The organism is Halomonas sp. DP4Y7-1 (assembly GCF_019800705.1).
Classification (GTDB): domain Bacteria; phylum Pseudomonadota; class Gammaproteobacteria; order Pseudomonadales; family Halomonadaceae; genus Halomonas; species Halomonas litopenaei_A.
In genome coordinates, this window is the sequence record NZ_JAHVKS010000002.1 from 92,960 (window position 1) to 104,481 (window position 11,522).

Below are 11,522 nucleotides of genomic sequence, written 5' to 3' on the forward strand. Positions count from 1 at the left end.
CCTCAAAGACAAAGGGCTCGCCTGATGGCGAGCCCTTTGTCTGTTGCAACCGTCAGGGGGATTGACGGTCCTGCGATAGCGAGTCAAATGCTTCTAGCGCCTTCAGGCCTTCGACGATACGTGGCCAGGCCCGGTCCTTCGACGGACGAAACCAGTCGATGTGACCAAGCCGGGTATAGCCAAGAGACGCCGGGGTAACACAATCGGCGCTGGTGGAGGCAGCCGGAAAAAGACGCAGCAGGTCTGCCACATTGGCAGGGGTGGCAATGGGGTCATCGCTGGCATGTAGAACGGTGATAGGTATCGTCAGTTCATCATGATGATCCACCTCAGTGGTCTTGCCCAACGCATTGGCGACGTACCCCGGCGAGCTGCACCACTTGGCCCACTGACGCGCCACCCCTCTGGGCAGATTCTCCCCCCAACCCAGTGAACGCGTTCTCGCCTCGCCCCACAGTCTGACGCTGAACGGCAAGTACAGATAGAACATGAATGCCGCTAACGCCCGCATCTTCAACGGCATTCCGCCCAGATACCCGGTAGAACCGGAGATGCTGACTACCGCCGCCAGGCGACGATGGTTATGCCATAGGCCCATCATCTGCCCACCAGCACTATGGCCAATCATTACTGCTCGCTCGGCCCCAGTCAGTGTGAGCAAATGATCCAGCGCCGCGGGCTGGTCGTATACCCCCCAGTCCTGCAAGCGGCTGGTATCGTCGACAAGTGACCCATGGCGAGACTCGCCAATGCCTCGATGATCAAACACCAGCACATCTCGCCCTTGCTGGCTCAGCCACTCACAGAAATGACGATAGAACTGCTGACGAATACCGGTGGCGGGACACAGGAGAATCGGCAAGCGTCCTTGCTTGCGCGGGCCGGGCGCGTTCTGCTGCGCATCATCCGATGTCGCACGGGCACAACGGGCTGCGTAGTAGGTACCCACCAGCGTTACTGCATCCTTGCAGCGAATCTGGATCTGTTGCCCGACTCTACCCTGACGTGTGCTACCAGGATCTGCCTCCGCCGCCACACCGCTGCCGGACGTCCGGTATGCTTGTTGCGGCTCACCTGACTCAACCATCGCTGCTTCTCCTCCCCAAGGCTTGTCTGAAAAGTGCCTGCGCTCGTCGACTTTTCATACAAACCCTAGCGTCTGCCACGCGCTCGTGCGCGTCGGCCCTGTCCTTCAATAAATGCTCGAGCGCCGACTTTTAAAACGTTCGTTTGTTTCATTATTGACGCTCGCCTGTTCCCGTCAAGCGCCTGCGATGCACAAGGCACTCGGAAGCACCTGACCGCACGGCCTGAAGGGTCAGCTGCGACTAAAGACCAACGCGAGACAAATTGACACGCTAACACCCGGCCCATAGATTGTATTTACGAAAACAAAAGAACAATAAGCATTGCAGCCCCATGCCCTCAGGAGTCCCCCATGAGAATTGCGCTGATCCATGCCGTCACCCAGGCGATGTCTCCCATCCACGATGCGTTCGACCGCCACTGGCCAGACGCCGAGCGGATCAACATTCTGGATGACAGCCTGGGGCGCGACCGAGCAGACGACGCTATGGCGACAAGCTGCACGGATCACCGCATCAAGTCACTGGGTCGTTACGCGCTCGACTGCAATGTCGACGCCGTGCTCTACACCTGCTCTGCCTTCGGTCGGGCCATCGATACCGTAGCGGCCGATGCCCAGGTACCCGTGCGCAAGCCCAACGAGGCGATGTTCAGAGAGGCACTCAACTACGGCGATCACATCGGCCTGCTGGGGACCTTCGGCCCTGCCATGCAAGGTATGCGGGAAGAGTTCGAGGCACTGTGCCGACAGCAAGGTGCGGGGCGACTCGACAGCCTGTGCATCGAACACGCAGGCCAGGCGCTACGCGAGGGTCGCCAGCACGAGCACGAACAACTGATTTGCGACGCCATCCAGCGCCTGGCGCATTGCGACGCCATCATGCTGGCCCACTTCTCGACCTCGCTTGCTCTGGATCCGGCACGCCAGCGAGCGTCTCGCCCTGTTCTCAGCAGTCCAGATGCCGCCGTCCGCGCGCTCAAGCATGAACTATGCCCCGAGCGACAGCCATAGAGCGCATCAGCCGCCCTGCAAAGTGCAGGCACCCTCCACCCACGACGCCTCATGCCAAGCCACTTGGACCACCGGCGTCAGCAACCACCAAAGGACAACCAACGTGACGAAGCTACTCGTTCTTCCCTGTGACGGCATTGGCCCAGAAATCGTCGCCTCTAGCATGCAGGCAGTGGAGGCGGTCAATCGACGCCACGACCTTTGCCTGTCTTTTGACTATGACGTCGTCGGCTTCGACAGCCTCAAGCAACACGGCACCACCCTGAGAGAGGAAGTGCTGGACAAGGCCAAGGGCTACGACGGCATCATCCTGGGCACCCAATCCCACGCTGACTATCCAGCACCGGAGCAAGGCGGGCGTAACGTCTCGGCAGGCTTTCGCATCGGCCTGGATCTGTATGCCAATGTGCGCCCCGCCCGCACCCGTGAATTCCTGGAGTCCAACCTGCGACCAGGCAAGACGATGGATCTGGTGATCATGCGCGAGGCCACCGAGGGCTTTTATCCTGATCGCAACATGACCCGGGGCTGGGCCGAGCTGATGCCGTCTCCCGACATGGCGCTATCCGTGCGCAAGATCACTCGTCATTGCTGCGAGCGTATCGCCCGACGTGCCTTCGAGTTGGCCAGTGTCCGTCGCGGAAAAGTCACGGCGATCCACAAGGCCAATAGCTTCCACATGACGGATGGACTCTTTCTCGAGGTCGTCAGGGAGGTGGCTCAAGACTATCCCGGCGTAGACCTCGACGATCTTCTGATCGACGCCTCGACGGCCCATTTGGTCAAGAACCCCGAACAGTTCGACGTGATCGTAGCCACCAACTTCTATGGCGACATTCTCAGCGATCTCGCCAGCGAACTCTCCGGTAGCCTCGGCCTCGCCGGCTCGATCATGGCCAGCGACACCCACTGCTGTGCACAGGCCCAACACGGCTCGGCGCCAGACCTGGCCGGCAAGGACATGGCTAACCCCTCCTCCATGCTGCTGTCTATCGCCATGCTGCTGCACTGGATTGGCGAGCACCGTGGAAAAACCAACTTTGTCGAGGCCGCCGCCAATCTGACCCAGGCAGTAGACCGTTGCCTCGAGAACCCCGCCACTCGCACCGTCGACTTGGGCGGCAGCAGTGGCTGCCACGCCTTCGGCGCCGCCGTCGCCGAACGGATTGACCGTCCGTAAAGCGATCTCCAGGTTCGCGATAGCCACGCCACTCGCTTAAGTCCTCATCACGCCAACACGACAACACCAAAAGGCCAGAACCATGACTCACCACGCCCCCCAGACGACACGCACCACCAGCCAGACACGCCTTCCGGTCACTCAGCATCGCCCTTGGGGTGCTGCGCTTGCCCTGACTGGCGCGCTGGCTGGCCTTCTCGCTGCCACCTCGGCCCAGGCCGACGACTATCCGGCAGAGACCTTGAACTATGTCATCGCCTTCGGCCCTGGTGGCGGCAATGACCTGATGTCTCGCACCGTGGTGGACATCCTCAACAAGTACGATCTCTACGGCGAGCACAATATTGTCGTCAGTAACCGCGAAGGTGGCAGCGGCGCTGTCGGCTTCAGCTACGTCAAGAACAAGGAAGGTTCGCCTTATTACATGACCTCCACCAGCGGCAACTTCATCTCCACCCCGCTGGTATCCAACACCGATTGGAATTACCAGGACTTCACTCCGATCGCCCTGCTGGCCAACGATGCCATGCTGATCGTGGTCAACGCGGACTCCGAGATCGAAACCTTGGACGATTTCGTCGAAAAGGCCAGGAGCGAGCGTTTAACAGTGGGAGGCATCGGCGCAGCAGGCCCCGACAGAGTGGTGGCGCGCCTGTTGAAGCAGGCTGCGGATATCGACTTCGAGTATGTGCCCTCTCAGGACGGCGGGCAGGTGGTGACATCGCTGACATCAAGCAGCGTCGACGCCATCATCTCCAACCCCTCAGAGGTGGCCGGCCAGATAGAGGCCGGCAACTTCCGCCCACTGGCCTATTCCGAGCCTCAGCGCAGCAGCGTCTACCCGGACATCCCTACTTTCGAGGAACTGGGTTACGCGGTGAGCTTCTCGCTGCCCCGCGGCGTAGTGATGCCAAAAGAGATTCCCGACAGCGTGCAAGAGTGGTGGGTGGACACCCTTCAGCAGGTGGTCGCCACGCCGGAATGGGAAAGCTACCTGACCACCAACAGCTTGTCAGGCAACACCATCTGGGGGGAAGACTTTGGTCGCTACCTGATCGACACCAACGCCAAGTTCGCTGACTCCCTCAAGTAAGGGATCCGAGCGCCGGGCAGGTCAACGGCCTGCCCACCCAACCTCCCTTCATCGGCCGATTCAAGGTATCGCCATGAGCCACGCCTTTGCCCTCATCCTGTTTATAGGCTCCAGCTTCTATCTCGGCTACGGCTACTGGACCCTGGAGCCCCTCACCGACACTGGCCGTCCCGGCCCCGGCTTCTTCCCGCTGATTGTCGGGGGGCTGCTGACCCTGCTGACCGGACTGTCGTTGGTGAAGGAACTCTCGGCCAGGCATGCCCTGGCCACGGGCCTTACCAGCAAGCCAGTCCATGGTGACTCGGTACGCTGCAGTAAAGACACATGCCTCCTGGTCATCCTCATCGCCGGATTCATTCTGATCCTCAAGGTCGTTGGGGCCATCCTTGCGATGATGCTCTTCATGCTAACCCTGCTGGCGGTGTTCAACCGCGGCAGACATGTGCAAAACCTGCTGTACAGCACCGGCTTCCCGCTTGCCGTTTACGCCCTGTTCGAGCTCTGGCTTCGCGCCGGACTGCCCCAGGGTCCCTTTAGCAGCTGACCCACTCTCCTCGGAGCCACGCCATCATGATTGCAGAACTGTTTTCCAACCTAGGGATGGGCCTGGCAGTTGCCTTCACCCCGACCAACCTGATGTTTCTGCTGATCGGCGCCCTGGTCGGTATGATCGTCGGACTGTTTCCCGGCTTCGGCCCTGCGGCCGGCATCGCCATCCTGCTGCCTCTCACCTTTGGTCTCGAACCCACCACCGCCATCATCATGCTGGCGGGCATCTACTATGGCGCCATGTACGGAGGCACCATCACCTCCATCCTGATCAACACACCGGGGGAATCTGCCACGGTCGCCTCGACGCTCGATGGCTACCCTTTGGCACAGAACGGGCGTGCGGGCCCGGCATTAGTGATGCAGGCAGTGGCCTCCTTCGTCGGCGGCACCTCCGGGGTATTGCTGATCAGCGCCCTGATTCCTACCCTGGCCACCTTCGCGGCATCCTTCGGCCCCTCCGAGTATTTCCTGATCATCCTGTTTGGTCTCATCATGCTGACGGCGGTCATGGGCGACAACAAACTCAAGGGCGCCATTTCCGCCCTGATCGGCTTCGCTATCTCGATGGTGGGGGTCGATGTGATCAGCGGTTCCCAGCGCTTCACTTTCGGCTCTTCGGAACTGATCGGCGGCATCTATTTCGTTCCCGTGGCCATCGGGTTGTTCGGCATCGGAGAGCTGCTGTACTGCGTCTACATCGGCCAGCACCGCCAGCAGGTCAAGAAAATGCGGCTGTCCTACCGCAGCAAGGAATTCTGGCCCAGCCGAGACGACTTCTCCCGCTCCCGCTTCACCTTCGTGCGTGGCTCTCTGATCGGCTTTGTCTCCGGACTGCTCCCCGGGTCTGGCGGCACCCTGGGGTCGATCGTGGGCTACTCGGTGGAAAAGCGTGTGGCCAAGGATTCTGAAAACTTCGGCAAGGGTGACATGCGCGGGCTCGTCGCACCGGAATGCGCCAATAATGCCGCCTCCGCCGGTTCCATGGTGCCGCTGCTGTCACTTGGTATTCCGGGCTCCGGTGCAACCGCCGTATTGCTGGGCGCCTTCATGATGTGGGGGTTACGTCCGGGCCCGATGATGATCGTCAATGATCCGGAGTTCGTCTGGGGCCTGATTGCCAGCATGTATCTTGGCAACATGATCCTGATTGCGCTGTGTGTGGTCGCCATTCCACTCTTCGTCAAGTTTCTCGATATTCCCTATCGCTTGGTGATTCCGGTCATCGTGGTGCTCTGCGTAATAGGCACCTATGCCCTGCACTCCAGCATCATCGAGACCTGGATGCTGATCGCCGGCGGACTCCTTGGGCTGGGCATGAAACTCTACGGCTACTCCCCTGCGGCCACCGTCCTGGCACTGGTACTGGGCTCGATGGCGGAGAACACCCTGCTGCAGTCGCTGATCACTTCCGACGGTAGCCTGATGATCTTTGTAGAACGACCGGTATCGCTGGTGCTGACCTGCTTGGTGCTGTGCGTGGCCATGGGGCCCTGGCTGGCGAGATGGCTGCGCCGATCCGCCGCTCGCATCGCCTGAGGGGGAAGGCGGTGCGAGGCGCTTACTGACTCAAGGGGGCAGATACTGTCATTGATGGCGACAGCCCCCTTATACTCCAGCCACCCCGTCCCACCGAGATACCTCAAGGATCCGCGATGTCATCGACCAAATCTCGTGGCGCCTCGACCCAAGCCCTGGCGCTGGAGGCCTGCTACAGCATCAAGCGACTGGGTCTGGTCGAAGAGGAACACCTGCCCGAAGCCAGGCTGTGTGAGCTACTGAAGGTCTCGCGCACTCCCGTCCGCTCGGCGCTGGCCCTTTTAAGCGATGAGAAGGTGCTGATTCGACGTCCCAATCGCGGTTTTTTCCTGAGCGACAGCCAGGCCCTCGAGCGCTTTATCTCGCGCCACGCGACGGGGTCCAGCGAGGATAGCCTGCCCGCCTTGAGCTTTACCCTGGCGCTGGATTATCTCAATGGAGACCTGGGGCCTGAGCTTCAGGAAGCGGAGCTTGCTCGGGCTTACGAGGTGAGCCGCCAGCAGGCCCAGCAGGCCTTGTCCGCGATGGAGAGCGAGGGCTGGATGACACGACGTCTGGGCTACGGCTTCGAGTTCAATGCCACCCTGAGCTCGCCGGAAAGCTACGACCAGTGCTATCGCTATCGAATTCTGATTGAACCGGCAGCCCTGCTGGAGCCAACCTTCAAGACTGACCCTGCCGTGATGAAGCGGCTGCGCCAGCAACAGCAGGCCTTGCTCGACGGCAAGGCTCCACACCGGGCGGGCAGCATGTACAGTAGCGGGACAGAGTTCCACGAATCGCTGGTTGGCTTCTCCCACAACCCCTTTCTGCTCGATGGCCTGCAGAAAGCCAATCGATTGCGGCGGTTGATCGAGTACTCACTGTCCCGAGTACGCGAGACGACTCACAGGGAGTGCGAGGAGCACCTGGAACTGCTGGAGCTGATCGACAGCGGCGACCTCCCCCGAGCTGCAGCCTTCCTCGAGCGCCACCTCAAGCGCGCCCGAGAAGAGAAGGTGAGTCTCGTGCAGACCTTGCTACGTCAGCGCTTGGAGCGTCGTGCCGATTGAAACACCACGCCGGCGCGGTAGCGAAGTGGCCTCACGAAAACCACCGCGCCAGCTTGGCCCGCGCCAGTTGTCGATGCTCTTCCTTGACGTAGGAGGCCACGGTGATCAGCGCCACCGCCAGCATGCCCATGTCGTCGGTGTAGCCAATCAGCGGGGTCAGATCCGGCAGCGCGTCGATAGGGGAAATAAAGTAGCCAAGCGCCCCATAGATGGTGGTCTTGGCCCACACCGGGGTGTCCTTGTCGCGAGCGGCGTAGTACAGCGTTAGCGCCCGTGACAGGGTGACCTCGCCAGCGGCCTTGGCATAACGGCTGACCTTGGCCCAGAAACGTTCGTCCGAATAGTGTTCCGCGTGATCTGGTTCATCGGCCAGGATCACTTCTTGCCTGGTGTTGTCATTCATCTCATCAACCTCCTGATCAGCTACCGGCAGCCTGGCCTCATTCCGTGAGCCAAGCCAGCACTGCGTCAATGCCTGCCTGGACGAGTCGCTGGATAGCACGCCATTGAATGCCTTACCTGCACCGCATGGGCTGCGGGGTCTGCACCGCGGGCGCCGGGCACCGCTCGGCTAAGGTATGCAGCGCTTGCTTAGTGAAGCAGGACTGCCGCGGCGACTTCAATGGGTCTGCTGGGCGGGCACTAGCATCGATCTGCGTCCGCCCAGGGCTCATCCATTACCTGGGGTCCAGTATGACGCCAGCATAGCGCGATCTTCCTTAACCCCGGATAGATTGTTGTCGCAAACGAAAAAGTGTTTCGGCCCCAGGTGCCTTTTTCCCGTCAGCTTGCGACAGCACACTCGTGCCATGACCCTTCTGTTGATGCCTTACATAAGGCAGGAGCCACAATGAGCTTGCAACGTTTGACCCAGGGGCCTCTCACCATTGGTCTTGAGCTCCCCCTGGATAACGACTGGAGCCAGCCGGGCGAGGCGTCGAGACGACGGGACGATCGCCCCTTCGGCGTACCGGATCTGAGCGCTCACCTGGAGCGCGCCCAGCTGGCGGACCAACTTGGCTTTCGCGCGCTGTGGCTGCGCGATGTTCCGCTCTACGACCCCAGTTTCGGTGACGCCGGCCAGGTGTTCGAGCTGTTCACGTACCTGGGGTATCTCGCGGCATCTACCCGGCAGACCCTGCTGGGTACCGCGGCAGCCGTATTGCCGCTGCGCATGCCGTGGCTGGTAAGGAAGGCCGCCGCCAGCGTGCAACACCTCAGCCACAACCGCCTGCTGCTGGGCGTCGCCAGCGGAGACCGCCCGGTGGAATACCCCTTGTTCGGTGTGCCGTTCGAGCAGCGAGGTGAGGCCTTTCGCGATGCGGTAGCGGTGCTCAAGGGCGACGCCGACCAGCGCCTTGACGCGGGACAGGCCCTGCTGCCGGAGGCAGAGCAGCCACCATTGCTGGTCGCCGGTCTGGCTCAGCAGCGCCCCGACTGGGTCGGGCAGCACATGGACGGCTGGCTGGCCTACCCAGGCACCCCCGACGACCACGTTCGAAGAGTCGACCTGTGGCGCAGGGTGGCCGGCGACAAGCCCTACGTCAGCTTCATCCACCTGGACCTGGCCGAGAACCCTGAGGAACCGCCACGCCGGCATCGCTTCGGCCTGCGGGTCGGCAGCCAGGGCCTGATTCAGGAGCTGACGGCCATGCAGGCTGCAGGTGTCAACCACATCGGGCTTAACCTGCGGCGCACCCAGGCCCCGATCGAGGATACCCTGCAGCGCCTGGCTGCCGAGGTACTGCCCACCTTTCACCACGACGCTGAGGCGTCGTCGTCTTCTACAACGCAACAGGATGTTACCCATGCCCCAGCATGACACCTTCAAGGCCTGGACTTGGCACGAGCCGGGGGAGCCGCTGTCCCTCACCCTGGAAGATCACGAGATGCGCCCCGCCGAGGCCGGTGAGGTCATCGTCGATACCAGGGCCATCGGCCTGAACCCGGTCGACTGGAAATTCATCGCCATGGAAAGTCGCCTGTGGCAGCCCGGTCAGATTCCCGGCGTCGATGCGGCCGGCGTGGTGATTGACGCCGGCCCTGGCGTCGACCACCTGGCACCCGGCGACCGTATTGCGGTACACACCTCGCTGGCCGGACCCGGCACCTTTGCCACCCGACTCAGGCTGCCCGCCCGTGCGGTCATGCGGCTTCCGGATGGTATCGACTTCATCACCGCGGCGGCGTTCCCGTGCCCGGTGTTGACCGCCTGGCAGGCCATCGAAAAGCTGCCCGTCACGACCGGTGCGCAGCTGCTGGTGTCCGGCGGTTCAGGCAGTGTGGGGCGTATCATCGTGCAGCTGGCCAAGGCGCGTGGCTTCCACGTGATCGCCATGTCCTCTCCCGAACGCCATGAACTGCTGTACGCCCTGGGGGCCGACGAGGCCATCAGCTCACCCCATCAACTGACGGCACCGCTCTTCGCCGTCATCGATACCGTGAACGGCGAGCACGCCCGCCAGCTGTCACAGCATCTGGGCGCCAATGGCCATGTCGTATGTGTACAGGACCGCTTGGACGGCCCAGTGGCGCCGCCGTTCGAGCGAGCCCTGTCCCAGCATGAGGTGGCGTTGGGCGCATTACACATGACCGGCACCGACCAGGACTGGCAGGCGCTGGTCAACGCTGGAGAGACACTGCTGAATCAGGTGGCCGAAGGCGCCCTGTCGCTGTCCGATGTGGCGGTGGATGAGTTTGATGCGCTGCCGACCCGCCTGAGCGAGCTCAAGCACGGCCCGCGGCAGGCAGGCAAGCTGGTCATCCGTGTAGACGGCTAGGCGGTAGACGGCTTAGCGGCGCAAGGGCTGGCGACAGAGCGTCGCCCGCCCCTTTCAGACGGTGCGGTCAGGCGGAGCGGTCCGCCACTGGGCCAAGAGGTCCGGCCGCCTTGCCGTACATCTCGGCAAAGCCTGGGATATACGCCTCCCACTTGGGGGGCGTGCCGACCATCTCGCGCAGAATCTCGATAAAGCGTCGGGTCCGCAACGGCATCTCGCGATGGGGATACAGCAAGGTGATGATGCCAAAGGCCGGTAGCGGCAGGTCGGTCATCAGCGGCACGATCTTGCCCTCCTTGACCTCATCATTCATGGCAAAGGCTGGCAGCACGCCAATGCCCATCCCGGCCATCACCCCCCGTTTCACCACTTCCGCCTCACTGGTACGCATCTGGCTGTTGAGCGGCAGCTTCTGCTCTCGTCCCTGTTCGTCCAGATAGGGCAGGTAGTCCACCTGAAACTCGAGGGAGCTGAAGGTCAACGCGGGCAGCCGCGACAGTGTGGCGAGATCGCGGGGCTCTCCATGGCGCTCGATAAATTCCGGGCTTGCACCAATCAGCAGATGGTTCGGTGCCAGCGGCGAGGATACCAGCGTCGAGTCCTGAATATCCCCCACCCGCAGGACCAGGTCGTAGCCCTCCCCGATCACGTCGGCCCGACGCTCCTCCAGCTGCAGGTCCACTTCGACGTCGGGATAGTGTTCGCGAAAGCGACGCATGGCCTCGAAGCCCAGGCAGCGACCGAGAATGCCGGGAGCACTGATCTTCAACCTGCCACTGGGTGCCTGCTGCAGGTTCTCTGCCAGCGCCTGGGTGTTATACATCCATTCCCGCAGCTCGCGGCCCTGCTGCACCATGGCGAAGCCCGCCTGGGTCAACGACAGCGAGCGGGTAGAACGATTGAGCAGGCGGACGCCCAGCTCCTGCTCGAGCCTCGCGATATGCTTGGACACGACGGACCGATCCAGCTCACGCCGCTTTGCCGCCTCAGAGAAACTGCCAAGTTCCGCTACGTCTACCAGCAGCAGCAGTCGGCTGGGTTGGTCCATCGTGTCTTTCCTCGTGTGGGGGGTGGGAGCAGGGATCTCGGGGCTGGGGTCCCGGGGCTGGGATCTCGGCCTAAGACTGTGGGTGCGATTGATTCAGCATAAAACCGTGCATATGTGGCAACAATAATGTGCGACCAACCGGTCTAATACAACCCCCAATCAACGATTACACTGGCCAACCTT

General features: G+C 61.9%; 11 protein-coding genes. 8 read left to right on the top strand and 3 right to left on the bottom strand.

Annotated elements, in window-relative coordinates; all coding sequences use genetic code 11:
- Positions 1-52: 52 nt before the first annotated feature.
- Positions 53-1,087 (bottom strand): alpha/beta fold hydrolase, encoded by a 1,035-nt coding sequence (locus tag KUV72_RS04000; protein ID WP_222237525.1) that lies wholly within the window; start codon positions 1,085-1,087, stop codon positions 53-55.
- A 351-nt stretch (positions 1,088-1,438) separates the two neighbouring features.
- Here KUV72_RS04000 and KUV72_RS04005 point away from each other — a divergent pair, with 351 nt between their 5' ends.
- The 6 genes from KUV72_RS04005 to KUV72_RS04030 all read left to right on the top strand — a co-directional run bounded on the left by KUV72_RS04005 (position 1,439) and on the right by KUV72_RS04030 (position 7,511).
- Complete coding sequence (locus KUV72_RS04005) at positions 1,439-2,098, top strand: aspartate/glutamate racemase family protein (protein ID WP_222237526.1); 660 nt, start codon at positions 1,439-1,441, stop codon at positions 2,096-2,098.
- A gap of 103 nt (positions 2,099-2,201) precedes the next feature.
- Positions 2,202-3,278 (top strand): isocitrate/isopropylmalate dehydrogenase family protein, encoded by a 1,077-nt coding sequence (locus KUV72_RS04010; protein WP_222237527.1) that lies wholly within the window; start codon positions 2,202-2,204, stop codon positions 3,276-3,278.
- An 82-nt stretch (positions 3,279-3,360) separates the two neighbouring features.
- On the top strand, positions 3,361-4,371 hold the full coding sequence (locus KUV72_RS04015; protein WP_222237528.1) for a Bug family tripartite tricarboxylate transporter substrate binding protein: 1,011 nt from the start codon (positions 3,361-3,363) through the stop codon (positions 4,369-4,371).
- A 73-nt stretch (positions 4,372-4,444) separates the two neighbouring features.
- A complete protein-coding gene (locus tag KUV72_RS04020) occupies positions 4,445-4,915 on the top strand; it encodes a tripartite tricarboxylate transporter TctB family protein (RefSeq protein ID WP_222237529.1) in 471 nt (156 codons plus the stop codon).
- 26 nt (positions 4,916-4,941) lie between these two features.
- Entirely contained in the window at positions 4,942-6,459 is a 1,518-nt protein-coding gene (locus KUV72_RS04025; RefSeq protein ID WP_222237530.1) for a tripartite tricarboxylate transporter permease, read from the top strand.
- Between the two features lie 116 nt (positions 6,460-6,575).
- Entirely contained in the window at positions 6,576-7,511 is a 936-nt protein-coding gene (locus KUV72_RS04030; protein ID WP_222237531.1) for a GntR family transcriptional regulator, read from the top strand.
- 31 nt (positions 7,512-7,542) lie between these two features.
- Here the strand turns inward: KUV72_RS04030 and KUV72_RS04035 are convergent, their stop codons facing one another.
- Positions 7,543-7,914 carry a YkvA family protein gene (locus KUV72_RS04035; protein WP_222162820.1) on the bottom strand — a complete coding sequence of 124 codons (372 nt, stop codon included), beginning with the start codon at positions 7,912-7,914 and terminating at the stop codon, positions 7,543-7,545.
- A 447-nt stretch (positions 7,915-8,361) separates the two neighbouring features.
- On the opposite strand from KUV72_RS04035, the gene KUV72_RS04040 reads away from it, so the two are divergent.
- Both KUV72_RS04040 and KUV72_RS04045 read left to right on the top strand, forming a co-directional pair.
- On the top strand, positions 8,362-9,333 hold the full coding sequence (locus KUV72_RS04040; protein ID WP_222237532.1) for a TIGR03571 family LLM class oxidoreductase: 972 nt from the start codon (positions 8,362-8,364) through the stop codon (positions 9,331-9,333).
- Positions 9,320-10,291, top strand: coding sequence for an alcohol dehydrogenase catalytic domain-containing protein (locus tag KUV72_RS04045; RefSeq protein ID WP_222237533.1), 972 nt, complete (start codon positions 9,320-9,322; stop codon positions 10,289-10,291). Before KUV72_RS04040 ends, KUV72_RS04045 begins: the two co-directional genes overlap by 14 nt.
- A 67-nt stretch (positions 10,292-10,358) precedes the next feature.
- On the opposite strand, the gene KUV72_RS04050 is transcribed toward KUV72_RS04045, so the two are convergent.
- Positions 10,359-11,339, bottom strand: a complete 981-nt coding sequence (locus tag KUV72_RS04050; RefSeq protein ID WP_222237534.1) for a LysR family transcriptional regulator — start codon at positions 11,337-11,339, stop codon at positions 10,359-10,361.
- Between the last annotated feature and the right edge of the window lie 183 nt (positions 11,340-11,522).

Bases quoted from the DNA above. Each gene is read 5' to 3' on its own strand.
- KUV72_RS04035 (WP_222162820.1), bottom strand. From the start codon at position 7,914: ATGAATGACAACACCAGGCAAGAAGTGATCCTGGCCGATGAACCAGAT.
- KUV72_RS04015 (WP_222237528.1), top strand. From the start codon at position 3,361: ATGACTCACCACGCCCCCCAGACGACACGCACCACCAGCCAGACACGC.
- KUV72_RS04050 (WP_222237534.1), bottom strand. From the start codon at position 11,339: ATGGACCAACCCAGCCGACTGCTGCTGCTGGTAGACGTAGCGGAACTT.
- KUV72_RS04025 (WP_222237530.1), top strand. From the start codon at position 4,942: ATGATTGCAGAACTGTTTTCCAACCTAGGGATGGGCCTGGCAGTTGCC.
- KUV72_RS04000 (WP_222237525.1), bottom strand. From the start codon at position 1,087: ATGGTTGAGTCAGGTGAGCCGCAACAAGCATACCGGACGTCCGGCAGC.
- KUV72_RS04020 (WP_222237529.1), top strand. From the start codon at position 4,445: ATGAGCCACGCCTTTGCCCTCATCCTGTTTATAGGCTCCAGCTTCTAT.
- KUV72_RS04030 (WP_222237531.1), top strand. From the start codon at position 6,576: ATGTCATCGACCAAATCTCGTGGCGCCTCGACCCAAGCCCTGGCGCTG.
- KUV72_RS04045 (WP_222237533.1), top strand. From the start codon at position 9,320: ATGCCCCAGCATGACACCTTCAAGGCCTGGACTTGGCACGAGCCGGGG.
- KUV72_RS04005 (WP_222237526.1), top strand. From the start codon at position 1,439: ATGAGAATTGCGCTGATCCATGCCGTCACCCAGGCGATGTCTCCCATC.
- KUV72_RS04040 (WP_222237532.1), top strand. From the start codon at position 8,362: ATGAGCTTGCAACGTTTGACCCAGGGGCCTCTCACCATTGGTCTTGAG.